The organism is Pseudomonas sp. W3I7 (genome assembly GCF_030816095.1).
In the GTDB taxonomy this organism is placed as follows: domain Bacteria; phylum Pseudomonadota; class Gammaproteobacteria; order Pseudomonadales; family Pseudomonadaceae; genus Aquipseudomonas; species Aquipseudomonas salomonii.
Genome location: NZ_JAUSXP010000001.1, coordinates 3,573,031 through 3,599,885, shown reverse-complemented (window position 1 = coordinate 3,599,885; position 26,855 = coordinate 3,573,031). Strand labels below are relative to the sequence as shown.

Genomic DNA, 26,855 nt, shown 5'->3' with positions numbered 1-26,855 from the left:
CGGAAGGCGGGATTTTTTTGAGCGCGGCGTTATCAGGCCGGGAACAGCTCGCTCAGTTTCATGGCCAGCATCATGTCGCCTTCGGTGCGCAGTTTGCCGCTCATGAAGGCCTGCATGCCGTCGGTATCGCCGCTGACGATGCCTTCCATGGTTTCGCCGTCGGTCACCAGGGTAACCTGGGCGTCAGGGTTTTCGCCTTCCAGCAGTTCACAGGTGTTGTTTTTCACCACCAGCGAGAAGTTCTGGGTGTCGTCGATACGGAAACCGAACACCAGGTCCAGGCCGTCGGCAGCGGCCGGGTTGAATTTGGCTTTCATTGCTTCTACAGCTTTGGCTACGTCAGTCATGGTTTCGATCCTTTAAGGTAGAGTCCAGTGACCTTGGGGTCACGGTTGGCCGCAATTCATCGGAACGTGATGAGCTGCGGCGCCTTCAACAGTTGCAAGTGGGTATGACTGTTGAAGGAAGCCAGTGCCACCTCGCGACCACGGAATTTCAGCTGGTTGAGCGAGGTGTTAACAATTTGCCAGTTCAGTTCGAAGGCCTGCTCGGCAGGCATTCGGGTCATCAGGTGGAGCAGGGCGGTAATGGTGCCGCCGGAAGTAAACACGGCGATCTTGTCGCTGTTGTCGGCCGCTTCCAGAATGCGTTGCAAGCCACCCTGCACACGCTCCACGAAGCCCAGCCAGCTTTCCAGCCCGGGCGGGTCGTAGGTGCCGGCCAGCCAGCGCTCGATGATCAGGGCGAAAATGCGCTGGAACTCACTGCGGTTTTGCGCCGCGTTGCGCAGGATATCCACGGCGTGGGGCTCGGTGCTCAGCAGGTCGGGGAGCAGGGCGCGGATGATCGCTTCGCCGTCGAACTCGTTGAAGGCCGTGTCGATTTCCAGCGTTGGGGCTGGCAGGCCGAGGGCGCGGTATTGATCGAACGCGGCGGTGGCGGTGTGTTGCTGGCGACGCAGGTCGCCCGAGACACAACGGTCGAACGTGAGGCCCAGGTCGGCCAGGTGGCGACCGAGTACCTGTGCTTGCTCCACGCCGACGGGCGACAGGACGTCATAGTCGTCTGCACCGAAGGAGGCCTGGCCATGTCGAATCAGATAGATGCTGCCCACGTCCGTTTTCCCGGTACGTTGAAAGTCTGGCGAGGTTATGAGGATGGCAGGGAGCTGTCAATGAAAAAACATACGCTTGTTTTAAAAGCGCGTTAGAGGCCGACTGCCGGCGGTTTGAGCACTGGTCCGAAGGCGGTGCCGTCGGTATGCTGGGGCCATCCGCGCCTGGCGCCGTGCTTTTTTAAGGAGACATATGGATTTTTTGGCCGAATACGCGAGCTTTCTGGCGAAGACCGTCACCCTGGTGGTCGCTATTCTGGTGGTACTGATCAGTTTCGCCGCGCTGCGCAGCAAGGGGCGGCGCAAATCCGCCGGCCAATTGCAGGTCAGCAAGCTCAATGATTTCTACAAAGGCCTGCGTGAACGCCTCGAATCGAGCCTGCTCGACAAGGACCAGCTCAAGGCCCTGCGCAAGTCCGAAAGCAAGACCGAAAAGAAGAACAGCAAGAAGAAGCCCGAGGCCAAGCCACGGGTGTTTGTGCTCGATTTTGACGGCGACATCAAGGCCTCGGCCACCGAGAGCCTGCGTCATGAAATCACCGCGCTGTTGAGCCTGGCCACGCCGAAAGACGAAGTGGTGCTGCGCCTGGAAAGCGGCGGCGGCATGGTGCACAGCTATGGCCTGGCCTCGTCGCAGCTGGCGCGTATCCGTCAGGCCGGCGTGCCGCTGACCGTGTGCATCGACAAGGTTGCGGCCAGCGGCGGCTACATGATGGCGTGCATTGGCGAGAAGATCATCAGCGCCCCCTTTGCCATCCTCGGCTCCATTGGCGTGGTGGCGCAACTGCCCAACGTCAACCGCCTGCTGAAAAAGCACGACATCGACTTTGAAGTGCTGACCGCCGGTGAATACAAACGCACCCTCACCGTGTTTGGCGAAAACACCGAGAAGGGCCGGGAGAAGTTCCAGGAAGACCTGGACATCACCCATCAGTTGTTCAAGAACTTTGTGTCGCGCTATCGCCCGCAGCTGGCAATCGATGACGTCGCGACCGGAGAAGTGTGGCTGGGTGTTGCAGCGCTCGATAAACAACTGGTTGACGAACTGCAAACCAGTGACGAATACCTGGCGGCCAAGGCCAAGACGGCCGAGGTGTTCCACCTGCACTACGCCGAGCGTAAAAGCCTGCAAGAACGCGTAGGCCTGGCGGCCAGCGGCTCGGTGGACCGCGTGTTGCTGACCTGGTGGAGCCGGTTGACCCAGCAGCGGTTCTGGTAACCCACATCTGAAGACCCAGGTGATCCATGTGGGAGCGGGCTTGCCCGCGATGGCGGTGGCATAGGCAACATAGTTGTCGGCTGATACACCGTAATCGCGGGCAAGCCCGCTCCCACATTTAGTTTTGCGCCAGGGCGGGAATCGGCTTTCGCATCAGCGTTCCCACCACCAACGCCCCCAGCAAACCCAACAACCCCGCCACCCACAACACCCCGCTGAACCCACCCACAAACGCCTGCCGCGCCAGCGGCTGCACCAGCGCCCGCGCCGGTTCCGGCAACAAAGCCATGGCTGCCGGCATATCCCCGGCCACTACCCTCGATGCAATCCCCGCCGCTTGCGCCTGCCATTGCACGTCGATACTCGCGCTGAGCAGTTGCTCGCTATGGCTGCTGAGCAACGCCCCATACACGCCGATGGCCAACATGATCGCGCTGAAACGCATGGTGGTACTCATGCCCGACGCCATACCCGCACGGTCACGAGGCACGCAGGCCATGATGTTTTTCTGCGTGTCGCCATTGAGCAGGCCCGCACCGGCGCCAGTCACGGCAATCGCCAGCGCGAAGGGCAGATAACCGCCCGCATTCACCGCCCAGGCGCTTAACAGGTTGCCGCAGCCCACCAGCGTCAAACCGGTTGCCATCATCGTCGCTGGCGCAAAACGCCCGGCCAGCCGTGCGCCGATGCGTGGGCAAATCAGCATGGTCAAGGCAAATGGCAACATGCCCAGGCCTGAGGCGACAGCGGAGAAACCCAACCCGTTTTGTAGATAAAACGGCAGCAACGTCATCATCACCTGAGCGCACCCGGCGTAGGCAAACATCCCCAGCAGCGCGCCGATAAAACGCGGGTGCCGGAACAGTTGCAAGTCGACCATGGGCCGCTGTTGCACGCGTTCGACCAGCACAAACACCCCCAGCAACACTGCGCCGCCGATCAAGCGCGCATAGGTCAGCGGGCTGTCCCAGCCGATGCGATTGGCCTCGATCAAACCCCAGATCAGGCACAGCAAGCTGGCACTGAAGGCCAGGCTGCCCCACGGGTCCAGGCGTGCCGATTGAGTGTCGCGTGATTCGGGAATCGCCCGCAGCGCCAACGCCATCAACCCCAGGCCCACGGGCAGGTTGAGGTAGAAGATCCAGCGCCAGCCCAGGTACTGGGTGATCACGCCGCCCAGTGTCGGCGCGGCGGTCATCGCCACGCCCATGCACGCGCCCCAGAATGCCCAGGCTTTGGCGCGCTCGACTTCATCGTGAAAGGTGTGGCCGATGGAGGCCAGGGCCGAGGTCAGCAGCAAGGCTGCGCCGACGCCTTTGACCGCGCGGGCAATGTCCAGGAACAACGCATTCGGTGCAGCGCCGCAGCCCAGTGAGGCGAGAATAAAAATGCTCAAGCCCCAGATCAGCGACCGCTTGCGGCCAAAGCGGTCGGCGATGCTGCCGGCGGGCAGCAATAACGCGGCGAACGCCAGCATGTAGGCGCTGACCACCCACTCGATATCGGCGAAGTTCGCGCCCAGGTCGCGCGCAATGCTCGGCAGGGTGACGGCGACGATATTGGTGTCGAGCACGATCAGCGAGCAGACGCCGGAGGCGGTCAGCAGGGTGAGGCCCGGGCTGACCCGGCTCATGGCTTGATTGCCTTACAGGTAATATGGAAAAGACAGTTGACGTGCATCGCTAGGGCTCTCTAGTTTTGGAGTACGTTGAGCTTATCTCCGGCCATGCTCTGTTTTATTAGCTGGAACCCTGCACTTCATTACCTTTGAGCTAATGCAAAAATGGAAATCCGCCATTTCCGCTACTTCCTCGCCGTCGCCAGGCAGCGCAATTTCACCCGCGCGGCTGAGCAACTGGGCATCGCGCCGCCGACCTTGAGTCGCCAGATCCAGGACATGGAAGCCACGCTGGGCACGCGCCTGTTTATCCGTCAGCAACGGGAAGTCAGCCTCACCGAAGCCGGCGCCGCGTTGTTGATTGAGGCCGAAGCCACCGTGCGCCAGTTCGAGTTCGCCCAACGCAACGCCCAGCGTGCCGGGCGGGGAGACATCGGGCATATCGAACTGGGCTATGTGGCGTCAGCGGTGTATTCGGGGCTGCTGCAAAAGCAGACGCAGGCGTTCAGCCAGGCGTTTCCCGATGTGAGCGTGAATGTGCGCGAATGCGCCATGGCGTCCTTGCCTGGCGCGGTGGCCGACGGGCGTTATGACATCGGCTATATCCGCTCGCCCATGACCTTGCCCAACGGCGTGGAGGCGGTGCGCCTGGACAGCGAAGGCTTTGTGTTGGCGCTGCCTCAGGATTCCTGGCTGCTGGGGCTTAAGGTCATCGGCTGCGAGCACCTGAAAAACGAGACGTTTATATTGCCGGAACAAATCAACGGCACCTTGCAGGTGGCGGCGCAAGGTGGTTTCGCCCCGCGCCTGGGGCCGCAGCCGGGCGGGCTGGTCGCGGTGGTGGCGCTGGTGTCGTTAGGGCAGGGCGTGGCGGTGGTGCCGGCGTCGATGGTCGGGCATGTGAGTTTGCCGGGCGTGGTGTACCGCACGATTCATCAGGATGATGCAGCGTCTTCGTGGCTGTCGCTGATTCACCGGCGCTTTGAAATAGCGCCGGCGGTGGCGCGGTATATCCAGCAGGTCAAGCAGTCAGCCGTGGCTGCACGGAATCGGCCAGGCGCGTAAGTATCAGGCAGCACGACACCGCCCCGGCATCCAGTACCCCCAGCGAGCGCTCGCCCAGGCGGCTGGCGCGGCCGATTTTGGCGATCAGGTCTTTGGTCGAATCACGCCCCTGTGACGCCGCGGTTTTCATCGCCTCCAGCGCATCACTAAAGGACGCGCCACCGGCCTGCGCACGCTCAAAGGCTTCAACCGCCGGGATCAGCGTGTCCATCAGGCACTTGTCGCCCACGCCCGCTTCGGTGATGTCCTGCAACGAGGTCAAACCGCCGCGCAACAGGTGGGCAAAGGTTGCCGCGTCGATCGCTTCGCTGCTGCGCACTTCGTCGGCCATGCCGATAAACAGGCTGCCATACAGCGGCCCCATGGAACCGCCGATGCCTTCCATCAGGCTCAAGGTCAGTTCATCCAGGGCTTCGGCCAAGGTCAGTTGGCGGCCTTCGAGGCTGCGCCCGCAATGGGCAAAGCCCTTGGCCATGTTGATGCCGTGGTCGCCGTCGCCAATGGCGCCGTCGATTTCACTGAGGTAGTCACGGTTGGCCACGATCACGCTGACCAGGTCGGCGACAATCGCGCTGCCGTCGCGGGTGGAAAAATGCTGGCTCATGGTTCACTCCGCCTGGGTCATGCCGATGGAGCGGCAGGGTTGGTCGATCAGGGTTTTAAGCTCGGCGTCGAGGCCGAGCAGGGTCAGGGTCACGCCCATCATTTCCAGGGAGGTGAAGTAGTTGCCGACGTAGCAACGGTGAATCTTCAAACCCTTGGCCTTGAGTTGGTGTTCGACCTCGGCGTAGAACACATACAGTTCCATCACCGGTGTGGCGCCGAGGCCCGAGACCAGCACCACCACGCTGTCGTCCTGGCTGAAATCGCGGTCGGCCAGGATCGGCGCGAGCATGCGCTCGGCCATGGCGGCGGCCGGTTCGATGGCGATCACTTCAATGCCCGGTTCGCCGTGATGGCCGATGCCCAGTTCCATCTGGCCGTCGGGAATCTGGAAGTTCGGCTTGCCCACGGCGGCGATGGTGCAGGGCGTGAGGCCGATGCCGATGGAGCGGCAGTTATCCACGGTTTTCTGCGCGACGCGAATTACCCCATCCAGATCGTAATGCTGGGCGGCCGCAGCGCCGCCGATCTTCCACATGAAGATTTCGCCGGCCACGCCACGGCGCTTGGCGATATCGGCCTTGGGCGCGGAAGCCACGTCGTCATTGGCGACCACGGTGCGGATGCGCATGTCTTTGCTGGCGGCCATTTTCATTGCCAGCTTCACGTTCATGTTGTCGCCAGCGTAGTTGCCGTACAGGCAGGCCACGCCCGCGCCATGGTCGGCGGCGCGGAAGGCGTCGAAGAAGCTCTTGGCGGTGGGCGAGGAGAAAATCTCGCCGACGGCCACGGCGTCCACCAGGCCCGGGCCGACGTAGCCGAGGAAGGCCGGCTCATGGCCGGAGCCGCCGCCGGTGACAATGCCGACACGGCCGTCTGCCGAGGGCCTGGCCTTGGTGATGACCCGTGGGTTGGTTTCGAATTGGCGCAGCTCGGGGTGCGCGACCAGGATGCCGCGCAGCATGTCCTCGACCACTTGGTCCGGATCGTTGATGACTCGATTCATAACGCGGGTTCCTGTTCTTGTTCTTGAAGGGCAACAACAATCCCCTGTGGGAGCGGGCTTGCTCGCGAAAGCGGTGGTTCAGTTGATACCTGTGTTGACTGGCACGCCGTCTTCGCGAGCAAGCCCGCTCCCACATTTGGGGATGTAGTGTTCTTAAGGTTCGAGGACTACCTTGAGCGACTTGTCCCCGCGCTCCATCACCGCAAACGCTTCCTTGAAGTCCGCCAACGCGAACTTGTGAGTCACCACGTCGCGCATGTCGATCTTGCGGTTGCCGATAAAGTCGATGGCGCGCGGGTACATGTACGGTCCCAGGTGCGAGCCCAAAATATCCAATTCCTTGCGGTCGCCGATGATCGACCAATCTACCGTGGCCTCGTCATTGAACACGCTGAATTCGACGAAACGCCCCAGCTTGCGCAGCATCGCCAGGCCCTGGTTTACCGCCTTGTGGTGCCCGGTGGCTTCGATATAAATGTCGCAACCATAGCCGTCGGTGATCGCGCGGATCTTGGCCATCACGTCGACTTCCGCCGGGTTCCACACCTCGTCGGCGCCCATGCGCAGGGCGAGGGCGGCGCGTTCGGGTTTCATGTCCAGCACGATGAGTTTTTTCGGGTTGCGCAGGCGCACCGCACCGATAATGCCCAGGCCCAGGGTGCCGGCACCGGCGACCACCACCACGTCGTCATGGTCGACATTCGCGCGTTCGGCCGCGTGCAGCGAGCAGGCCAGCGGCTCGATCAGAATGGCTTCATCCGGGGCGATGGATTCCGGCACTTTGTGGATGATGCCTTCCTTGGTGAAGATCATGTACTGGGCCATGGCGCCCTGCACATTGTTCTGGAAGCCATACAGGTCGTGCTTCTGGCACATCCAGTACTGGCCGTGGTTGCAGAAACGGCAGCCCCAGCACGGCACGATCTGCTCGGAGATCACTCGATCACCCACCGCCACGCCCCGTTTTTCTGCACCTGGGCCGAGGGCGACCACCCGGCAGACGAACTCATGCCCCGGAATCATCGGCGGCTTCACATAACGCGGTTGCTCGGCATCGCCCCAGAACGACGGCGCGCCGCGATAGGTCTTGATGTCACCCATGCAGATGCCGCACAGCTCGACTTTGGTGAGAATCTCGTCGGGGCCGGGCGTGGGCACGTCGACGGTTTCCAGGCGATAGTCTTCCGGGCCATGGCAGACCACGGCCTGCATGGTTTTCGGAATGACCGGGGAGAGGTGTTCAGGTGTGCGTTCGGTGACGGTGGACATGACAAAAACCTCACGACAAAAGATGAATTACTGAATGCTGTAGCCGCCATCGATCACCATGTTGGCGCCGGTGATCATCTGCGCGGCGTCGCTGAGCAGGTACAGCGCCAGCCCGGCGATTTCTTCCGGCTGGGCAAAGCGGCCGGCCGGGATCTGCAATTTGGCTTTTTCACCCACTTCACCGGCCCAGGCTTTTTTGCCCAGGGCGGTCTCGACGATGGTCGGGGAGATGGCGTTGACGTTGATCTGTGGCGCCCACTCCATGGCCAGCACTTTGGTCATGCCGACGATGGCCGCCTTGCTCGCGCAGTAGGCGACGTGACGGTCCAGGCCAATCACGGCGGCCTGGGAGGCCAGGTTGACGATGCGCCCGCCGCCCTGCGCCAGCATGTGTCTGGCGCAGGCCTGGGCCACAAAGAAGCTGGCCTTGAGGTTAATGTCCAGGGTGGTGTCCCAGGCGCTTTCGCTGACGTCGACGGCCTTGTCCAGTAACACCACGCCGGCGCTGTTGATCAGGTAATCCAGGCGCTGGAAGTGTTCGAATACGTTGTCGATGGTGCGCTGTATCTGGCCGATCTCGCCGAGGTCGACGGCAATCCCCAAATGCCCGTCGCCCAGGCCGGCCGCGACTTGCACCACCGCCGGGTCGCGGTCGAGCAAGGCCACGCGCGCGCCGCGTTCCACCAGCAGGTGGGCGCAGGCCAGGCCAATGCCGGCGGCGCCGCCGGTGATCACCGCGCAACGGCCGGTGAGGTCGAAGGCTTGGTTCCAGAATCCAGACATGAATGACTCCCTCTGAAGAGCGATGAAGATCCAATGTGGGAGCGGGCTTGTGTGGGAGCTGGCTTGCCTGCGATGGCATCAACCGTATGTAACTGACACACCGAGGTGTCTGCATCGCAGGCAAGCCAGCTCCCACACAAGCCAGCTCCACACTTGACCTTGTTTCAAGGTGAGAACTACTTGCCGCCACTGACCTGCTGGTACAGCGCATCCGCGTTCGCATTGGTCACCGGCACCCACGGCAGGATGTAATTCCTGGCGGTGCCATCGCCCCATTTAACGTCTTTGCCGTAGCGCTCCCAGATCACCGACTGCGGCTTGTAGTCCTTGCCCGCCAGGGCACGCAACGCCACATCCAGCGCGCCTTGGGATTGGGCCTGGGCGTCTTGCAGGAAGGTGGTGACTTCGTCTTTTTTTGCCGCCTGAATCGCGTCCGGCATGCCGTCGATAGACGTCACCGGCACGTCCTTGGACGTCAGCCCGTGGGACTTCAGTGCCTGCACGGCGCCGAGGGCCATGTCGTCGTTTTGCGCGATCACGCCGTTGATGCCTTTGGGGTGCGCGTTCAGCCAGTCCTCGGTGAGGGTCAGGGCCTGGGCGCGGTCCCAGTTGGCGGTCTTTTTCTCGATGATCTTGATGTCCGGGTGCTTGCTCAGCACTTCCAGCTCGCCTTTTTCCCGGTCGATCTGCGCCGACTGGCCAATCGGGCCCTGGATGATCACCACGTTACCTTTGCCATTGAGCTTGTCGACCATGGCCTGGGCCTGCAGGCGGCCGCCTTCTACGTCGTCGTTGCCCACATAAGGCACGGAGGCATCGGCTACTTTCGTATTGGAGGCGATGACCACTACGTCGTTGCTCATGGCGGCTTTCACAGTACCGACCCCGGCCTTGGTGTCGATGGGCACGAACAGGATGGCGTCGTAGCGCTGGGTCACCATGTTTTCGATCTGGTTGTTCTGGGTCAGGGCATCGTAGTTGCCGTCGAACACGGTCAGTTGCACGGTGCCGTCCTTGACCGCCGGGTGTTCCTTGAGCTCGCGGACCCAGTTCTGCATGAACTGGCCCTTGAGGCCGTAGACGGCCGCGCCGATCTTGTAGGTCTTGCCATCGGCGGCAAAGGCAATGCTGCTGGCGAGCAGAGTGAGGGTCGCCGCGGCGGCCAAAGTGGTACCAAGTTTCATGAGTAGAACTCCGGTTATTGTTGTGGGTCGTTCTCTAGCGTTTTTTCTTGCGCCACACGTCGATCAGTACTGCGAACACGATGATCAGGCCCTTGGCGACCTGCTGGTAATAGGAGGACACGCCGAGCAGGTTCAGCCCGTTGTTGATCACGCCGATCAGCAGCGCACCAAACAGCGTGCCGACAATGCTGCCGGTGCCGCCCGACAGGCTGGTGCCGCCGATCACCACGGCGGCAATCGCGTCCAGCTCATAGGAAACCCCGGCCTGGGGCAGGGCGGAGGTGGTGCGTGCCGACAGCACTACGCCGGCCAACCCGGCGAGCAAACCCGAGACCACGTACACCGAAAACATCACCTTGCGCACGCCGATACCCGAGGTGCGCGCGCTCTTTTCATTGCCGCCCACCGCGTACACGTAGCGCCCGTAAGTGGTGTAGCGCAGCACCATCCAGAAGATCAGCGCGACCACGGCGAAGATCACGATGGGCACGCCAATCGGGCCGATCTTGCCGATGCCCAGCGCCAGGTAGGCGTCGGGCAGGTCGGTGATCGGGCTGCCGTCGTTGAGGATGAAGGTCATGCCGCGCGCAATGCTGAGCATGCCGAGGGTGGCCACGAACGGCGGGATCGACAGGTTGGCAACCATAAAACCGTTGACCACGCCAAGCATCGCGCCGGCAAACATCCCCGCGCTCACCGCCGCGAGCAGGCCGTAGCCCTGGGTTGCGACCATGGCGCTGCACAACCCGGCAAAGGCCAGGATCGAGCCCACCGACAGGTCGATGCCTTTGGTGAGGATCACGTAGGTCATGCCCACGGCCAGGATGCCGTTGATCGAGGTCTGGCGCAGGATGTCCATCCAGTTGCGCCAGGTCATGAAGTATTCGCTGGAAAACGCCATCACCACGCACAGCAGGATAAACACCAGCGGCAGGCCGAAGCGGTCTAGGGACAAGCGCAGGCGATTACGCGGCGCGGTGGTCATGGGCGGTGCGATGGTTTTGGCATTCATGAGGCAAGACTCAACAAGGCTTCCTGGGAAAGGGCGGTGTCGGTGCAGATGGTCACCAGCCGGCCGCCCTTGAACACGGCGATGCGATCACTCAAGTGCAGCAGTTCCGGGGCTTCGGATGACACCACGATGGCAGCGCCACCGGCGCGTACGAACTGGTCGAGCAGGTGGTAGATCTCCTGCTTGGCGCCTTCATCGATGCCGCGGGTCGGCTCGTCGCAGAGCAGGCACACCGGCTCGGTCGACAGGCATTTGGCGAGCACGACTTTCTGTTGGTTGCCGCCGCTCATGGAGGCCACCGGCAATTCCAGGGAGCTGGTCTTGATTTGCAGGCGCTTGACCATGTCTTCGGCCAGCTGGGTTTCTTTGCGCGCATTGATCAGCGACCAACTCGACAGGCGCTTGTAAGCCGACAGCGCAATGTTGGACAGAATGCTGCCGGTGAGCACCAGGCCGCTGTCTTTGCGGTCTTCGGTGACCAGCGACATGCCGGCGTTGATCGTGGCTTTGGGCAGGCCGATGGGCATGGGCTTGCCTTGCAGGGTCACACTGCCGGAGTCCGCGACGGTCAGCCCATAAATGCAGTTGAGAAACTCGCTGCGCCCCGAACCCATCAGCCCATAAATGCCGAGGATCTCGCCCTGGCGCAGTTGCAGGCTGATGTCGTGGAACTCGCCATTACGGCTCAGGTTGTCGACTTGCAGGCAGGTGCTGGCGGCGCATTCGCGGCCGACCTTGTGGTCGATGCGTGTCAGCTCCTGGCCGACAATCCCGCGCACCAAATGGTTGCGGTCGATATCGGCCATGCGCCCGCTTTCTACAAAGGCGCCGTCGCGGAAGATGCTGTAGTCGTCGGCGATTTGCGCCAGCTCGCTCAAGCGGTGCGACACATAGACGATGCCGGCGCCGCGCGCGGTGAGGCGGCGGATGGCCTTGAACAGGGTTTGCGCTTCGCGCTCGCCGATCGCCGAAGTCGGCTCGTCCATAATCATCACCTGGCAGTCATGGCTGAACGCCTTGGCGATTTCCACCAGTTGGATCTGCGCCACGCTCAGGCGGTGCATGGGGCTGGTGGCATCGACCTCGAACTCCAGGCTTTCGAGCAGCTCGCGGGTGCGGCGGTTGAGGGTCTTGCTGTCGACAATGCAACCGGCGCGGCGTGGTTCGCGGCCCAGCCAGATGTTTTCGGCGACGGTCATATAAGGGATGGGCTCCAGCTCTTGGGTGATCATCGCGATCCCCGCCGCCAGCGCTTCACTTGGGCGGTTGAACTGTACGGGCGTGCCGTTGAGCAGGATGGTCCCGGCGTCACGCTGGGTGATGCCCATCAGGATGCTCAGGAAGGTCGACTTGCCGGCGCCATTGCCGCCGCACAACGCATGCACGCTGCCGGCCCGCAGAGAAAGGCGCCCGTCACGCAGGGCAGGCACCCCGGCGTAGGCCTTGGCGACGTGTTCAGCCTGGAGCAGTAATGGCGTGGCCATCGGCGTGTCCTCGTGCTGTGAATTCTTATTAGGTCGCACAGTCATGTTTTGCTGTGATCATATGTGTACCAAATGAAATTCTGATCAGTCAATCGCTTTCATTAAAAAGTTATAAATACGCCTGTTTGCGCAAAGTACGCCTGTTTAGACGGCTTTGACTGGGAGGTCAGCTAAAACTCCCTTGACAGAAAGGGCGGAATACCCGAGAAATAACTGAGCGAAATTTCATTGAATGATCATATGATCAGTCTAAGCACCTAAACGGCAGCGGAGCCAGACGCCATGAACACACCTTTCCCGGTGGCTATCGGATGCGATGAAGCGGGTTTTGAGCTCAAAGAGCTGTTAAAGCGCCATATCGAGGCGCTGGGTTACCCGGTGACCGACTTCGGCACCCATTCCACCGCGCCGGTGCTGTACCCGGACATCGCGCTGGCAGTGGCCACCGCCATCAATGCCGGGCAGCAACGCCTCGGGGTGCTGGTGTGTGGCACCGGGATTGGCATGGCTATCTCGGCCAATAAAGTGCTGGGTATTCGTGCGGCCCAGGCCCACGACACCTACTCGGCGGAGCGCGCCCGCAAGAGCAACGACGCGCAAATCCTCTCTATTGGTGCGCGGGTCATCGGCGCCGAGCTGGCTAAAAGCATCGTCAAATCGTTTCTGGAGTCGGAGTTCGAGGCCGCGCGTTCCGGGGCCAAGGTGGAGCGTATCAATGCGATCGAGCGCGATGGGCATCAGTAGTGGACGGGACGGGGCAAGAGTCGGGAGAATGGGTTTTTGACGCCGAAACGGAAGCCCGTCCCCATGAGTGACAGTACCCAGCGCATCGCCAGCGATATCGATCAGATGACCGAAGTGGCGATGCTCTATTACCTTGAGAACGTCACTCAGGAGGCGATTGCCAAGCGCTTCGACCTGTCGCGGGCCAAAGTCAGCCGCTTGCTCAAACGTGCGCGCGATGAAGGGATTGTCGAGGTGCGGGTGTTGCAGCACCCGGCAATGAACAACGAGCTGGAGCGCGCGCTGGTGGAGCGCTTCAAGCTCGACCGCGCGTTGATCGCGGTCGACCACAGCGAACCCGACACCCAGCGCTCGGCCGTCGCCAGCCTGGTGGCCAATTACCTGAACAAAACCTTGAGCGACGGCATGATCGTCGCTGTCGGCATGGGCCGTAACGTCGGCGCGGTGGCCGACAACGTGTTTTTGCCGGTGACGCGCAACTGCACATTTGTCTGTGCAATCGGCGGTTCGCTCAAGGCGGGCGAATACATGAACCCTGACCATATCTGCCGACGCCTGGCCCTGCGTTTTGGTGGCGAGAGTGAAAGTCTGTATGCGCCGGCACTGGTGGCCAACCCGGAATTGCGTGGCGTGCTGATCAACAATGACACCGTGCGCTCAACCCTTGATCGCGCGCGGCGCGCAGACATTGCGCTGATCGGCATTGGTGACATGAGCGAGAACAGCAACATGGTGCGCATGGGCTGGTTCTCGCCCCAGGAAATCGCCCAGGCGCGGCTGTCCGGCACGGTGGGCGACATGATGGGGTATGACTTTATCGACATTCATGGGCAGCCGGCGGTCAACGCGCTTCAAGGACGGGTGATCGGGCTGACCGTGCAGGAGTTGTTTCGCATTCCGGATGTGGTGGCGATTGCCAGTGAGAACACCAAGGCGGCAGCGACCTTGGGTGCGTTGCGCTCGGGGGTGATCAATACGTTGGCGACCACAGTGACGAATGCGCACACGATTCTGGCGCTGGATGATGCGACGCGTAAATCCTGATCAGCGTTGACCCGCAATGTGAAGCTCCCACAGAAAAGCAGCGCTTCAGTGCATGCAAATCCACAGCCGACCTCATATTCAAAACTGCATGCGGTCAACTGTGGGAGCGGGCTTGCTCGTGAATGCAGTGTGTCAGTCAATTCATCTGTCACTGACCCACCGCATTCGCGAGCAAGCCCGCTCCCACATTGCTTTTGTGTACGCTTGAAATACAGATCTTGTAATAGTTTTGCAGTGTGGGAAATTTGAGTTTCGATTGTACGATTCAAGTCCTTTTCTCACTGCAGGACTTGCATGAACACCCTCTCGGAGCCTCCCAGTCGTCTTTCCTCAAGACATTCGCTGTCGCCGTTCCTGCTGAAGCACCCCGTATTCCGACTGCTAACCTTGTCCCGGTCCACTGACCGCGCCTTGCCGTGCCCGGCATTCTGAAATCACTTACGAGACTTTTATAAATGGAATGGTTAGCGGATCCAACGGCCTGGCTCGGCCTGTTGACCTTGATTGTGCTGGAACTGGTGCTGGGTATCGACAACCTGGTGTTTATCGCGATTTTGGCGGACAAGTTGCCACCGGAGCAGCGCGACCGTGCGCGGTTGATCGGGCTGTCCCTGGCATTGCTGATGCGCCTGGGCTTGCTGGCAAGTATTTCGTGGATGGTGACGCTCACCCAGCCCCTGTTTGAAGTGTTCGGCAAAGGCTTCTCCGGGCGTGACCTGATCATGCTGTTCGGTGGTGTGTTCCTGCTGTTCAAAGCCACCATGGAATTGCATGAACGCCTTGAGGGGCATGTGGCGCAACGCACCGGCAATACCACTTACGCGATGTTCTGGCCGATCGTCGCGCAGATCGTGGTGCTCGACGCGGTGTTCTCCCTGGATGCGGTGGTGACGGCCGTGGGCATGGTCGATGAGCTGGCGGTGATGATGATCGCCGTGGTCTTCTCCATCGGCCTGATGATCGTGGCGAGCAAGCCGCTGACGCGTTTCGTCAACTCGCACCCGACCGTGATCATGCTGTGCCTGAGCTTCTTGATGATGATCGGCCTGGTGCTGACCGCCGAAGGCTTGGGCTTCCATGTGCCTAAAGGCTACCTGTATGCGGCCATGGGTTTCTCGATTGTGGTGGAGTTGTTCAACCAGCTGGCCCGCGCCCGTCGCAAGAAGTCGGCGCAAGGCACCTTGCCGGTGCGCCAGCGTACCGCCCATGCGGTGATGCGTTTGCTCGGTGGCCGCAGTTTGGCGGTGGGAGGGTGTGGATGATGACGTGGCTGACCTGCTGGGCGAGCCGGATGCCGGCCAGGGCCCGCTGTTTGATCGGCGTGAGCGCGTGATGATCAGCGGTGTATTGCAATTGGCCGAGCGGCCGATCCGGACCTTGATGACGCCACGGGCCAAGGTCGACTGTATTGATCTGGCGGACGACGCCGACACCATCCGGCAAAAACTGATGCACTCGTCCTATTCGCGCCTGCCGTTGATCCGCAACGGTGCGGTGGATGAGCCATTGGGTTTTGTGCACAAAAAAGAACTGCTCAAGGAATACCTGGCCGGTAACGAGCCGAACCTTGAGCACCTGGCGCGCCGGGCGATCAACTTGCTGGAGAGTTTTTCGATCCTTAACGCCCTGGAGCAAATGCGCCAGGAGTCGACCCATATTGCGTTCGTGATCAACGAATTCGGTGACTTCATGGGCGTGTTGAGCATGACCGACATTCTCGAATCCATCGCGGGTGAATTGCCCGATGCCAGCGAAATCGAAGGGCCGGATATTGTCGAAGAGGGCGAGGGATTTCGCGTCAATGGCGCCTTGAACCTCAACCTGGTGTGCCAGCGCACCGGCTTCAAGGCTGCCGCCACCCAGGACTATCAAACCCTGGCGGGGTTGGTGATGAGCCTGCTCGACCGCCTGCCCGTGGTGGGGGATAGCCTGGAGCATGAGGGCTGGCGCCTCACCGTGCTGGCGGTTGAAGAGCGCCGTGTTACACAGGTGTTGCTTGAGCCGGTGGTTGCCCAGGAAAGGGGTGTCGCAGGCTCATAGCAATAGATAAGCCGGAAGTTCGGGAAGCGGTGCGCCGTTTACAAAGTGTGCGAAAATTCCCGCCAGGTACTCTTCTTGATCTTCCGGAAAACCAATTCCCAGGAACTTTCCGGCCTCCTTGCCATTTTGGTACACCACCAGGGTAGGTGTACCGATATCTCCTAATGCCTCGATTTTTGGGGTCTGTCTCGTATCCAGAACCATGCTTTTGACTGAGTCGGTGTGGTTTGCGGCAATATTCTCAAACCGCTTATTGGCGCCCAGGCACGCTTCGCAGTACTCGGACACAAACAGCACGAAAACCATTGGATGTTGGTTCACTAACGACCAATATTCGTCAGGGTGATCGATAACAGTATTTGCCAAGCCCATGGCGATCTCCTTGTGTGCCCATCGAAATGCTGCTGTTGGGTACGCTAAATCGGGAGATCACCGGCGTCTACTGTCAACCTTCACAGGTAGACACGCTCACGCATCCTTGTCCCGCTCCACGCGTTCGCGGGCCTTGCGCGCCTGGCTCGCGCATTTCCTGTATTCCTCATTGTCCCTGGAAGCCTTGGCCCGGCGATAGCCGTGGTGGTTCTGGCTGGTGTAGTCAGTACCGAAGGCTTCCTTGAGCTTTTGCAGTTCCTCCTTGCAGTCGTGCCGATCGTTGGCGGCCGAAGCGTTGCCGGCAGCCAGCAATGAAAGCAAAAGCAGAGCGAGACTGAGCTTCATGGGGCAGGGCGTCCTTGTTGGTGTGGATGTGCAAAGGCTAGTCCAGTGTGAGGATTTATCCATGGCGCACGCGCACTGCAAGGGGGCGCGGTAACACCGTTGTGGCGCACTCAATTGGGGCCTGTCACCGGTGTGTGGGGCCTTGAGTAGCAAGCCGATTCGAAATGCTGGCGTAGCGCCGCATCATGGGCCGTCAACTATCTATCTGATTTAAAACGAATATATCCCTGTCATGTTTTTCTGTTACTGCGTGTGGCACACTTTCTGCTGTCTATTCCGTTGTTACATACTAAGTTCCGGTATAGCGGAATACACAACTCCTGGAGTGCTTGTCATGCATCACCGACCTTCCGTGTTTAAAGCGTGTGTTTTTCTCTTCGCCGCATCGGCTTCCCTCGCAAGCGTTGTGCACGCGGCGGACAGCAAGCTCGATGATGTGCTCAAACGTGGGCATCTCATCGTGGGTACAGGCAGTACCAATGCGCCGTGGCACTTCCAGGGAGCGGATGGCAAGTTGCAGGGTTTTGATATCGACATCGGCCGTATCGTGGCTAAAGGGTTGTTCAACGACCCAAGCAAGGTTGAGTTTGTGGTGCAGTCGTCCGACGCACGTATTCCCAACCTGCTGACCGACAAGGTCGACATGAGCTGCCAGTTCATCACCGTCACCGCCAGCCGTGCACAGCAGGTTGCCTTTACCCTGCCGTACTACCGCGAAGGCGTGGGCCTGTTGCTGCCGAACAACAGCAAATACAAAGAAATCGAAGACCTGCAGGCGGCTGGCGATGGCGTGACCGTGGCCGTGCTGCAAAACGTGTATGCCGAAGAATTGGTGCACCAGGCCCTGCCAAAAGCCAAGGTCGACCAGTACGACAGTGTCGACCTGATGTACCAGGCCGTGAACTCCGGCCGTGCCGATGCCGCCGCCACCGACCAGTCCTCGGTCAAGTACCTGATGGTGCAAAACCCGGGGCGCTACCGCAGCCCGACCTACGCCTGGAGCCCGCAAACCTATGCGTGCGCGGTCAAGCGTGGCGATCAGGACTGGCTGAACTTCGTCAACACCGCGCTGCATGAAGCCATGACCGGCGTGGAGTTCCCAACCTACAAAGCCTCGTTCAAACAATGGTTCGGTGTGGATTTGCCAGAACCTGCGATCGGTTTCCCGGTTGAGTTCAAGTAAATCGTAAATCCTGGGGCGTCGCTGACGGCGCCCCGATCAGGTACTGCCGACCATGAACTATCAGTTGAACTTTGCCGCCGTGTGGCGTGATTTCCCCAGCTTGCTGGCGGGGCTCGGCCTGGGCCTTGAACTGGCCTTGCTGTCGATCGCCATCGGTTGCGTGATTGGCCTGATGATGGCGTTTGCGATGCTGTCCAAACACCGGGCGTTGCGAATCTTCGCCTCGGTGTATGTGACGGTGATCCGCAATACGCCGATCCTCGTGCTGATCCTGTTGATTTACTTTGCCTTGCCCACACTTGGGATTCGGCTCGACAAGATCCCCTCGTTCATCATCACCCTATCGCTGTATGCCGGTGCTTACCTGACCGAAGTGTTCCGCGCAGGGCTGTTGAATATCCCCAAGGGCTTGCGTGAAGCCGGCTTGGCCATCGGTTTGGGCGAGTGGCGGATCCGCGCCTACATCACCGTGCCGGTGATGCTGCGCAACGTATTGCCGGCGCTGTCGAACAACTTTATTTCGCTGTTCAAGGACACGTCGCTGGCGGCCGCGATTGCGGTGCCGGAGCTGACCTATTACGCCCGCAAGATCAACGTCGAAAGCTACCGGGTGATTGAAACCTGGATGGTCACGACCGTGCTCTATGTGGCGGCCTGTTACCTCATTGCCATGCTGCTCCGTTACCTGGAACAGCGTCTGGCGATCCGTCGTTAAGGAGGGTTTGCATGTACGAGTCCCCAAGCTGGCTGCATGAATTGTGGATCGCCCGAGATACCCTCTGGGCGGGGTTTCAAACCAGTATTTATTGCTCGGTGCTGGCGATTATCTTTGGCACGCTGATCGGCATTTTTGCCGGGTTGATCCTCACCTACGGCAAGTTCTGGATGCGCGCGCCGTTTCGTCTGTACGTCGACCTGGTGCGCGGCACGCCGGTGTTTGTGCTGGTGCTGGCGTGTTTCTACATGCTGCCGGCGCTGGGTTGGCAGATCAGCGCGTTCCAGGCCGGTGCGGTCGGGTTGACGCTGTTCTGCGGCTCCCACGTAGCGGAAATCGTGCGTGGTGCGCTGCAAGCCATTCCCCGTGGGCAACTGGAAGCGGGCCGGGCGATTGGCCTGACATTCAAACAGTCACTGACCTACGTGCTGTTGCCCCAGGCGTTGCGCCAGATCCTGCCGACCTGGGTCAATTCCTCCACCGAAATCGTCAAGGCCTCGACCTTGCTCTCGGTGATCGGCGTGGCCGAATTGCTGCTCAGCACCCAGCAAGTCATCGCACGTACCTTCATGACCCTGGAGTTCTACCTGTTCGCCGGGTTTCTGTTCTTTGTCATCAACTACGCCATCGAGTTATTCGGGCGCTACATTGAAAAGCGGGTGGCCTTGCCATGAACCAACCTCACACCAACCAACCGCTGCTGAACATTCGTGGCCTGCGCAAACAATATGGCCAGGTCGAGGTGCTCAAGGGCGTCGACCTGTCCATGCAGCGCGGCAACGTGGTGACATTGATCGGCTCCAGCGGCTCGGGCAAGACCACCTTGCTGCGTTGCGTCAACCTGCTCGAAGAGTTCCAGGGCGGGCAGATCAGCCTGGACGGCGAGTCCATCGGCTACAGCGAAATCGCCGGCAAGCGCGTGCGTCACCCCGAACGGGTGATTGCCCAACACCGCGCAATGACTGGCATGGCCTTCCAGCAATTCAACCTGTTTCCGCATCTCACCGCGTTGCAAAACGTCACCCTCGGCCTGCTCAAGGTCAAGAAGATGGGCAAGGACGAGGCCGTGGCCCTGGCCGAAAAATGGCTGGACCGCGTGGGCCTGTTGGAGCGGCGCAATCACTTCCCCGGTCAACTTTCCGGTGGCCAGCAACAGCGCGTGGCGATTGCCCGCGCCATTGCCATGAACCCCAGCCTGATGCTGTTTGATGAAGTCACCTCGGCCCTCGACCCGGAATTGGTCGGGGAGGTGCTCAGTGTGATCAAGGGTCTGGCGGAAGAGGGCATGACCATGTTGCTGGTCACCCACGAAATGCGGTTTGCCTATGAAGTGTCGGACAAGATCGTCTTCATGAACCAGGGCCGCATCGAAGAGCAGGGCGCGCCGAAGGAGATCTTCGAACGCCCGCAATCGCCGCGCCTGGCGGAATTTTTGAAGAACATTCGTTTTTAATCAGGAGCAATTTTTATGAGCATTACTCGTTACGGCGCCGGCAGCACCGCCGGTGGTGGCCAGCCGCGTCCTTTCGCCCGTGCCGTGGAAGCCGACGGCTGGCTCTACGTGTCGGGCCAGGTACCGGCGGTGGACGGTGAAATCATCACCGGCGGCATCATCGAGCAAACCCGCCAGACCATGCGCAACGTGGTGGCGATTCTGGAAGAGGCCGGTTACGAACTCAAAGATGTGGTGCGCGTCGGCGTCTGGCTGGAAGACCCACGGGACTTCTGGAGTTTCAACAAGGTTTTCGGCGAGTACTTCACCCCCGAACACGCCCCGGCACGCGCCTGTGTGCAGGCCAACATGATGGTGGACTGCAAGGTCGAGATCGATTGCGTGGCCTACAAGAAGAAGTAAAGATGGCTGCCTTGTAGAGCACGCTGTCGTGGCGAGGGAGCTTGCTCCCGCTGGGCTGCGAAGCGGCCCCAAAAAAAGGGAGCGCTGCGCACTCCAGCGGGAGCAAGCTCCCTCGCCACAGGATTTTCACTCGCTTTTAGACTTTGACCGGACCGACGACTGCCATGACCGAAGACACCATCAAACGCCGCGCCAAAGGATTGGACCGTGCATTCGATATCCTCGATTTTCTCAAGGAGATCGGCCAGCCCCTGCGCCCGAATGATATTGCCAGCGGCATCGGCAGCCCAAAATCCACGGTCTATGAACTGGTTGCGTCATTGCTGGAACGGCGCATTCTGGAGACGGTGGGCAAGGACGGTCACGTCTACCTCGGCCGCCAGCTGTACTTTCTCGGCCAAGCGCACCTGCGCCATTTCGACCTGACCCGCGAGGCCGACCACGCCTTGCAGGAGATCGTCAGCCAGACCCACGAAACCGCGCAGATGTGCCTGCTCAACGGGCGTAAATACACGGTGGCGCTGATGCGCGAAGGCGAGCGGCATTTTCGAATTTCCTCGGACATCGGCGAAAACGCGCCAATCCCCTGGACCGCTTCCGGGCGCTTGCTGCTAGGGCACTTGAGCGACCAGCAGATCATCGACCTGATCGACCACGACGACTTCATCCTGCCGGACGGCCAGCGCCTGCCACTGGAGACCTTCCTGGCACAAATTCGTCAGGCTACCCTCGATGGGTTTTTCTCCTTCGACAGTGTGGCCGACACCTTCACCCATTGCTTTGCCGCCCCGGTGCGGGACGCGCAGGGCATCAGCATCGCGACCTTGTGCATCGTTGCACCGCGCGCCGATGCGATCAAAAACTACAACGACTATCGCCGGGTGTTGATCGACAGCGCCAATAACCTGGCCCGGCGTATCAACGAATAGGAGTACTTCATGTCTGCCCTCAATGCCGTTGAAAAAGGCGCCGCCGCCGTCGGTGCCCACCTGGTGCGCGACGTCAGCCTGCCGGCCCTGGTGCTGCACCGTGACGCGCTGGAACACAACATCCGCTGGATGCAGGCATTTGTCAGCAACAGCGGTGCGCAGCTCGCGCCCCATGGCAAAACCAGCATGATGCCGGCGTTGTTTCAGCGTCAGATCGAGGCGGGCGCCTGGGGCATCACCCTGGCCAATGCCGTGCAGACTCGTGCCGCCTATGCCGGCGGCGTGCGCCGCGTACTGATGGCCAACCAGCTGGTCGGCGCGCCGAACATGGCGCTGATCGCCGACCTGCTGGCGGACCCGGATTTTGACTTCCACTGCATGGTCGATCACCCGGACAACGTCGCGGACTTGGGCCTGTTCTTCGCCGCCCGTGGCCTGCGCCTGAACGTGATGATCGAATACGGCGTGGTCGGCGGCCGTTGCGGGTGCCGCAGCGAGCTGGAAGTGCGCGAGCTGGCCAAGGCGATCAAAGCCCAACCGGCCCTGGCCCTGACCGGTATTGAAGGCTACGAAGGTGTGATCCACGGCGAACACGCCGTCAGCGGCATCCGTGAGTTCGCCGCCAGCCTGGTACGCCTGGCCGTGGACCTGCAAAACAATGGCGCGTTCGATTTGCCCAAGCCGATCATCACCGCCTCGGGTTCGGCCTGGTACGACCTGATCGCCGAGTCGTTTGAAGCGCAAAACGCCGCCGGCCGCTTCCTCAGTGTGTTGCGCCCCGGCAGCTATGTGGCCCACGACCATGGCATCTACAAAGAGGCGCAATGCTGCGTGCTCGACCGTCGCAGCGACCTCAACGAAGGCCTGCGCCCGGCCCTGGAGGTCTGGGCACACGTGCAATCGATGCCCGAGCCTGGCTTTGCGGTAGTTGCCCTGGGCAAGCGCGATGTGGCCTACGACGCCGGCTTGCCGGTGCCGCTCAAGCGCTACAAGGCCGGGATTGTGCCGGCCGAAGGCGATGATGTGACCGCGTGCACAGTCACGGCGGTGATGGACCAGCATGCGTTCATGACGGTGGCGCCGGGGGTTGAGTTGCGTATCGGCGACATCATCTCCTTTGGTACTTCGCACCCGTGCCTGACCTTTGACAAGTGGCAGGTGGGCTGCCTGGTGGATGAGCAGTTGCAGGTGATCGAATCCTTGCATACCTGCTTCTAGACCGCGTCGTGGCCATCGCAGGCAAGCCAGCTCCCACATTTGACCGAGTTCCCACAGTTGAAATGCATGCCAACTGTGGAAGCTGGCTTGCCTGCGATGCGGCCCTCCAGAACACCGAGAGACCCAAGGCATGAACACAAACCCTCGCATCGCCCTGATCGGCGAATGCATGATCGAACTGCAACACCGCGCCGATGGCAGCCTGCAACAGAGCTTCGGCGGCGACACCTTGAACGCGGCGGTGTACCTGCGCCGCGAGTTGGGCGCCGTCGGCACGGTCGACTACGTGACCGCCCTGGGCGATGACAGTTTCAGCGATGCCATGTGCCAGCAATGGACCGCCGAAGGCCTCGGCCTGGGCATGGTCCAGCGCCTGCCCGGGCGTCTACCGGGGTTGTACTGCATTCAGACGGATGCCAATGGCGAGCGCAAATTCCTCTACTGGCGCAACGAAGCGGCCGTGCGCGACTGCTTCACCACACCGGCAGCCGCGCCGATCCTGGCGGCGTTGCCGGACTACGACGTGGTGTATTTGAGCGGCATCACCCTGGCGGTACTGGGTGAGGTCGGGCGTGAGCGCTTGCTGCAAACCCTGATCGAAACGCGCCGGCGCGGTGGCAAGGTGGTATTCGACAACAACTATCGCCCGCGCCTGTGGGCGAGTGTCGACGCGGCGCGCGCGGCGTATCACCAGGTGCTGGCCGAGGTGGATATGGCCTTGCTGACCGAGGATGACGAGCGCGCATTGTTTGGTTATGCCGACAGCGAGCAGGTGTTCGCGGCGTACCCGGCGATTGCAGAAGTGCTGCTCAAGCGTGGCGCGGATGCGTGTTTGATCCGCTGTGATGGCGAGCGCTTTGCGGTGCCGGCGCTGAAGGTCGAGAAGGTGGTGGACACCACGGCGGCGGGGGATTCGTTCAGTGCGGCGTATTTGGCCAGTCGGCTCACGGGCGGCTCGCCTGAACAGGCGGCGTTGGCTGGGCATCGGTTGGCGAGCCGGGTGATTCAGGTGCCGGGGGCTTTGATTGCGCGGTGAATGGCCGCCTGCGGCGGTTCGCAGGCAAGCCAGCTCCCACATTTGACTGCATTCTTCCAGTTGAAATGCGCTCAAGTGTGGGAGCTGGCTTGCCTGCGATGGCTGCCCTGAGCCAACCCCTCAGTCGCGGTAAAACACCTGCACCAGGTGATAGCCGAACTTGCTCTTGATCGGCCCGTGCACCACCTTCACCGGCTTCTTGAAGATCACCGCATCAATCGCCCCCACCATCTGCCCAGGCCGCACTTCACCCAAATCACCGCCGCGCTTGCCGGACGGGCAGGTGGAGTACTTTTTGGCCAGCACATCAAACGCTTCGCCCTTGGCAATGCGCTGCTTGAGCTGTTCGGCTTCTTCACTGGTTTTCACCAGAATATGACGGGCTTGGGCTTTCATAACGTTCTACCAGGTGTGCGACGGCGCGCGATTATGCCTGAACTCATTCGTCAACGTTGATCATGCTGCGGATTTTAGTCGCCAGCAGGTCAATGGAAAACGGCTTGGCCACCATGTCCATGCCGTCCTCCAGGAAGCCCTGGCGCTCGGCAGCTTGTTCGGCGTATCCGGTCATGAACAATACGCGCAGGCCCGGCCGGTGCTGACGGGCGATTTCCGCCAACTGTCGGCCGTTCATGCCCGGCAGGCCGACATCGGTGACCAGCAGGTCCACGCGCAGGTCCGACTCCAGCAGCGGCAGCGCGGTGCGCGCATCTGCCGCCTGATGGGCGGTGTAGCCCAGTTCACCGAGCACGTTGACCACCAGCATGCGCACCGCCGGGTCATCCTCGACCACCACCACCGCTTCACCGGCGAGTGCCAGCGGCGCTTCGCCCAAGTGCGGCGGCAAGCTGCTTTCCAATGCGGTGCCATGCAGGCGCGGCAAGTACAGGCGCACGCAGGTGCCCTGGCCGGGTTCGCTTTGAATGGTCACATGGCCGCCGGATTGCTGGGCAAAGCCGTAGATCATTGACAACCCCAGGCCGGTGCCCTGGCCGATGGGCTTGGTGGTGAAGAACGGGTCGAACGCCTTGGCAAGAATCTTCGGCGCCATGCCGGTGCCGTTGTCGCAGACGCCGAGCATCACGTAGTCGCCGGCCTTGACCGGCTCCAGGGTGGTGATATCGGTGCCGTCCAGGTAACTGTTGGCGGTTTCGATGCGCAACTCACCGCCGTCGGGCATCGCGTCGCGGGCGTTGATCACCAGGTTGAGCAAGGCGTTTTCCAGCTGGCTGGCATCGGTGTTGACCGGCCAGATATCCTTGCCCAGTTGCACCTTGAGCTCGATATGTGCGCCTTTGGTGCGGCGGAACAAATCCTCCAGGGACGCCACCAGCTCGTTCGGGTCCAGTGGCCGGCGGTCCAGCGACTGCCTGCGGGAGAACGCCAGCAGCCGGTGGGTGAGGGCTGCCGCACGATGGGCGGACGACACCGCCGCGTCGGTAAAGCGGCCGATTTCGTCGCTGCGCCCGGCGGCGATATAGCGCTGCATCAAGTCCAGGCTGCCGATAATGCCGGTGAGCATATTGTTGAAGTCATGGGCGATGCCTCCCGTGAGCTGGCCGACCGCTTCCATTTTTTGTGCATGGCGCAGTGCGTCTTCGGCGCGCTCACGCTCGAACATCTCGTTTTGCAGGCGCTGGTTGGCCTCGGCCAGCGCCTGGGTGCGCTGGGCCACGCGTTCTTCAAGGTTTTCGTTGAGGTGGCGCAGGGCTTCTTCGGTGAGTTTGCGTTCGGTTTCATCGATCACAAAAATGTAGAAACCATTCACCGAGCCGTCATTGCTGAAGCGCGGCAAGTATTTCATCAGCGCATGGCGCGGTCGGCCGTCGCGGTGCGGGGTGATGGTCATGAAGCTGCAGGCCTTGCCGCGCAGTGCGGCGTCGATCTTGTCCACGCGCCCGGCATACACCTCGTCGCCCAGTACTTCGCGGATGCTCTTGCCGTACAGCTCCTGGGGCGTCATGCCGTACCACTCCAGGTAGGCGCTGTTGTTGAGACGAAAGCGCTGCTCGTGGTCGACATAGCCGATCAGCACCGGCATGGCGTTGATGATCAGTTGCAGCTCGGTCTGGCTTTGGCGCAGCGCCTGTTCGGTCTGCTTGCGCTCGGTCAGGTCCAGCGCGGCCCCCAGGAACCGCGCCGGGCGGCCTTGATGGTCCTTGTAGCAGCGGCCGCGGGCAAACACCCAGCGCACCTGGCCGTCGGCTTGCAGCAGGCGGTATTCCTCGGCGTATTCGGTGCCGAAGGTGATGCAATGCTTGATGCTGCGCGCGACCATGCCGCGGTCTTCGGGGTGAACGCCGTGCAGGTAGTCGCTGATCGGCAGCAGGCCGGCGTCTTGCGGGTCGACACCGTGCAAGTGGGCAAAGTGGGCGTCGGCGATAAAGCGGTCTTCGCCGATATCCCAGTCCCACGTGCCCACCGCATCGGTTGCCGCCAGTGCCAGTTGCAGGCGCTGTTCGCTGTTGTGCTGGGCCTTGAGGCTGTCTTCGGAGCGCTGTTGCAGTTCGAGGGTTTTGCTGCGCCGCTCATTGGTCTCGATGGCGGTGACCAGGATCCCGGCCACGCTGCCGCCTTCGTCGCGCACCGGGCTGTAGGTGAGGTCTAGCCAGATTTCGGTGTCGCGGTTATTGCGTTGCAGCACAAAGCGCTGCTCGCTGAAGGTGCGCACCTGGCCGTCGAGCACCGCGTCGTAAATCGGCGCAGTAAAACTTTCAAGCTCCGGCCAGGTGTCATGGGCCGGTCGGCCCAGCGCCTCGGGATGTTTGTTGCCCGCGAGCAGCGCGAAGCTGTCGTTGTAAAGCTGGGTGAGCTGGCTGCCCCACAACAGCAGCATCGGCATCGGTGAATGGACGACGATATCGACGGCTGTGCGCAGGCTCTGCGGCCAGTCACCGGCCTCACCGAGCGGGCTTTGCGCCCAGTCCAGCCGCGCAATCAATGCGGCGGCTTCGCTACCGGTGGATGTTCCATTCATGTAAAAGCCCTGCACCTGACACTTTGAAATACGACCACAG

The 26,855-nt window shown here is 61.2% G+C and carries 26 protein-coding genes and 1 pseudogene; 13 read left to right on the top strand and 14 right to left on the bottom strand.

Going from position 1 to position 26,855, the window contains the following annotated elements; all coding sequences use genetic code 11:
* Positions 1-32 precede the first annotated feature (32 nt).
* Entirely contained in the window at positions 33-347 is a 315-nt protein-coding gene (locus QF043_RS16515) for an SCP2 sterol-binding domain-containing protein (protein ID WP_016969749.1), read from the bottom strand.
* 56 nt (positions 348-403) lie between these two features.
* A complete protein-coding gene (locus QF043_RS16510; protein WP_307419377.1) occupies positions 404-1,114 on the bottom strand; it encodes a histidine phosphatase family protein in 711 nt (236 codons plus the stop codon).
* Between the two features lie 193 nt (positions 1,115-1,307).
* Between QF043_RS16510 and sohB the strand changes: the two genes are divergently transcribed.
* Positions 1,308-2,333, top strand: coding sequence for a protease SohB (gene sohB / locus QF043_RS16505; protein WP_307419376.1), 1,026 nt, complete (start codon positions 1,308-1,310; stop codon positions 2,331-2,333).
* A 118-nt stretch (positions 2,334-2,451) separates the two neighbouring features.
* Here sohB and QF043_RS16500 read toward each other — a convergent pair whose 3' ends face one another.
* Positions 2,452-3,966 carry an MFS transporter gene (locus tag QF043_RS16500; RefSeq protein WP_307419375.1) on the bottom strand — a complete coding sequence of 505 codons (1,515 nt, stop codon included), beginning with the start codon at positions 3,964-3,966 and terminating at the stop codon, positions 2,452-2,454.
* 150 nt (positions 3,967-4,116) lie between these two features.
* Here QF043_RS16500 and QF043_RS16495 point away from each other — a divergent pair, with 150 nt between their 5' ends.
* Positions 4,117-5,016 (top strand): LysR family transcriptional regulator, encoded by a 900-nt coding sequence (locus QF043_RS16495; protein WP_307419374.1) that lies wholly within the window; start codon positions 4,117-4,119, stop codon positions 5,014-5,016.
* Here QF043_RS16495 and dhaL read toward each other — a convergent pair.
* The 7 genes from dhaL to QF043_RS16460 form a co-directional block, all read right to left on the bottom strand.
* A complete protein-coding gene (gene dhaL, locus QF043_RS16490) occupies positions 4,973-5,620 on the bottom strand; it encodes a dihydroxyacetone kinase subunit DhaL (protein WP_307419373.1) in 648 nt (215 codons plus the stop codon). The two genes, QF043_RS16495 and dhaL, sit on opposite strands and share 44 nt — an antisense overlap.
* Positions 5,621-5,623: 3 nt before the next feature.
* Positions 5,624-6,625, bottom strand: a complete 1,002-nt coding sequence (locus tag QF043_RS16485; RefSeq protein ID WP_307419372.1) for a dihydroxyacetone kinase subunit DhaK — start codon at positions 6,623-6,625, stop codon at positions 5,624-5,626.
* A gap of 153 nt (positions 6,626-6,778) precedes the next feature.
* The gene (locus tag QF043_RS16480) at positions 6,779-7,894 is read right to left on the bottom strand and encodes an alcohol dehydrogenase catalytic domain-containing protein (protein ID WP_307419371.1); all 1,116 of its coding nucleotides are present in this window, start codon (positions 7,892-7,894) and stop codon (positions 6,779-6,781) included.
* Positions 7,895-7,921: 27 nt separating this feature from the next.
* On the bottom strand, positions 7,922-8,677 hold the full coding sequence (locus QF043_RS16475) for an SDR family oxidoreductase (protein ID WP_307419370.1): 756 nt from the start codon (positions 8,675-8,677) through the stop codon (positions 7,922-7,924).
* A 176-nt stretch (positions 8,678-8,853) separates the two neighbouring features.
* On the bottom strand, positions 8,854-9,861 hold the full coding sequence (locus tag QF043_RS16470) for a substrate-binding domain-containing protein (RefSeq protein WP_307419369.1): 1,008 nt from the start codon (positions 9,859-9,861) through the stop codon (positions 8,854-8,856).
* Between the two features lie 34 nt (positions 9,862-9,895).
* Complete coding sequence (locus QF043_RS16465; protein ID WP_017135922.1) at positions 9,896-10,873, bottom strand: ABC transporter permease; 978 nt, start codon at positions 10,871-10,873, stop codon at positions 9,896-9,898.
* Positions 10,870-12,357: a sugar ABC transporter ATP-binding protein gene (locus QF043_RS16460; protein ID WP_307419368.1), complete on the bottom strand. Its 1,488-nt coding sequence runs from the start codon at positions 12,355-12,357 to the stop codon at positions 10,870-10,872. Before QF043_RS16460 ends, QF043_RS16465 begins: the two co-directional genes overlap by 4 nt.
* A 282-nt stretch (positions 12,358-12,639) precedes the next feature.
* On the opposite strand from QF043_RS16460, the gene rpiB reads away from it, so the two are divergent.
* The 3 genes and pseudogenes from rpiB (at position 12,640) to QF043_RS16445 (ending at position 16,185) form a co-directional block, all read left to right on the top strand.
* A complete protein-coding gene (gene rpiB / locus QF043_RS16455; protein WP_016969738.1) occupies positions 12,640-13,101 on the top strand; it encodes a ribose 5-phosphate isomerase B in 462 nt (153 codons plus the stop codon).
* Positions 13,102-13,164: 63 nt separating this feature from the next.
* Positions 13,165-14,145: a sugar-binding transcriptional regulator gene (locus QF043_RS16450; protein WP_307419367.1), complete on the top strand. Its 981-nt coding sequence runs from the start codon at positions 13,165-13,167 to the stop codon at positions 14,143-14,145.
* A gap of 455 nt (positions 14,146-14,600) precedes the next feature.
* A pseudogene (locus QF043_RS16445) lies at positions 14,601-16,185 on the top strand (transporter associated domain-containing protein).
* Here QF043_RS16445 and QF043_RS16440 read toward each other — a convergent pair.
* Both QF043_RS16440 and QF043_RS16435 read right to left on the bottom strand, forming a co-directional pair.
* The gene (locus tag QF043_RS16440) at positions 16,180-16,557 is read right to left on the bottom strand and encodes a co-chaperone YbbN (protein WP_307419366.1); all 378 of its coding nucleotides are present in this window, start codon (positions 16,555-16,557) and stop codon (positions 16,180-16,182) included. The pseudogene QF043_RS16445 and the gene QF043_RS16440 sit on opposite strands and share 6 nt — an antisense overlap.
* A 96-nt stretch (positions 16,558-16,653) precedes the next feature.
* The gene (locus tag QF043_RS16435; protein ID WP_307419365.1) at positions 16,654-16,902 is read right to left on the bottom strand and encodes a hypothetical protein; all 249 of its coding nucleotides are present in this window, start codon (positions 16,900-16,902) and stop codon (positions 16,654-16,656) included.
* Positions 16,903-17,236: 334 nt separating this feature from the next.
* Between QF043_RS16435 and QF043_RS16430 the strand changes: the two genes are divergently transcribed.
* The 8 genes from QF043_RS16430 (at position 17,237) to QF043_RS16395 (ending at position 23,838) form a co-directional block, all read left to right on the top strand.
* A complete protein-coding gene (locus QF043_RS16430; RefSeq protein ID WP_065929539.1) occupies positions 17,237-18,085 on the top strand; it encodes a transporter substrate-binding domain-containing protein in 849 nt (282 codons plus the stop codon).
* Between the two features lie 52 nt (positions 18,086-18,137).
* Complete coding sequence (locus QF043_RS16425; protein ID WP_307419363.1) at positions 18,138-18,800, top strand: amino acid ABC transporter permease; 663 nt, start codon at positions 18,138-18,140, stop codon at positions 18,798-18,800.
* Positions 18,801-18,811: 11 nt separating this feature from the next.
* Positions 18,812-19,474 carry an amino acid ABC transporter permease gene (locus QF043_RS16420; protein WP_056859509.1) on the top strand — a complete coding sequence of 221 codons (663 nt, stop codon included), beginning with the start codon at positions 18,812-18,814 and terminating at the stop codon, positions 19,472-19,474.
* On the top strand, positions 19,471-20,253 hold the full coding sequence (locus QF043_RS16415) for an amino acid ABC transporter ATP-binding protein (protein ID WP_307419362.1): 783 nt from the start codon (positions 19,471-19,473) through the stop codon (positions 20,251-20,253). The genes QF043_RS16420 and QF043_RS16415 overlap by 4 nt, the downstream gene beginning before the upstream one ends.
* 15 nt (positions 20,254-20,268) lie before the next feature.
* Positions 20,269-20,655, top strand: a complete 387-nt coding sequence (locus tag QF043_RS16410; RefSeq protein WP_016976584.1) for a RidA family protein — start codon at positions 20,269-20,271, stop codon at positions 20,653-20,655.
* A 164-nt stretch (positions 20,656-20,819) separates the two neighbouring features.
* Entirely contained in the window at positions 20,820-21,584 is a 765-nt protein-coding gene (locus QF043_RS16405) for an IclR family transcriptional regulator (RefSeq protein WP_056859507.1), read from the top strand.
* 9 nt (positions 21,585-21,593) lie between these two features.
* On the top strand, positions 21,594-22,802 hold the full coding sequence (locus QF043_RS16400; RefSeq protein ID WP_307419361.1) for an amino acid deaminase: 1,209 nt from the start codon (positions 21,594-21,596) through the stop codon (positions 22,800-22,802).
* Positions 22,803-22,932: 130 nt separating this feature from the next.
* The gene (locus tag QF043_RS16395; protein WP_307419360.1) at positions 22,933-23,838 is read left to right on the top strand and encodes a sugar kinase; all 906 of its coding nucleotides are present in this window, start codon (positions 22,933-22,935) and stop codon (positions 23,836-23,838) included.
* Between the two features lie 120 nt (positions 23,839-23,958).
* Here QF043_RS16395 and QF043_RS16390 read toward each other — a convergent pair whose 3' ends face one another.
* Entirely contained in the window at positions 23,959-24,234 is a 276-nt protein-coding gene (locus QF043_RS16390; protein ID WP_003174397.1) for a peptidylprolyl isomerase, read from the bottom strand.
* A 43-nt stretch (positions 24,235-24,277) separates the two neighbouring features.
* Positions 24,278-26,815 carry a PAS domain-containing sensor histidine kinase gene (locus tag QF043_RS16385; protein WP_307419359.1) on the bottom strand — a complete coding sequence of 846 codons (2,538 nt, stop codon included), beginning with the start codon at positions 26,813-26,815 and terminating at the stop codon, positions 24,278-24,280.
* Between the last annotated feature and the right edge of the window lie 40 nt (positions 26,816-26,855).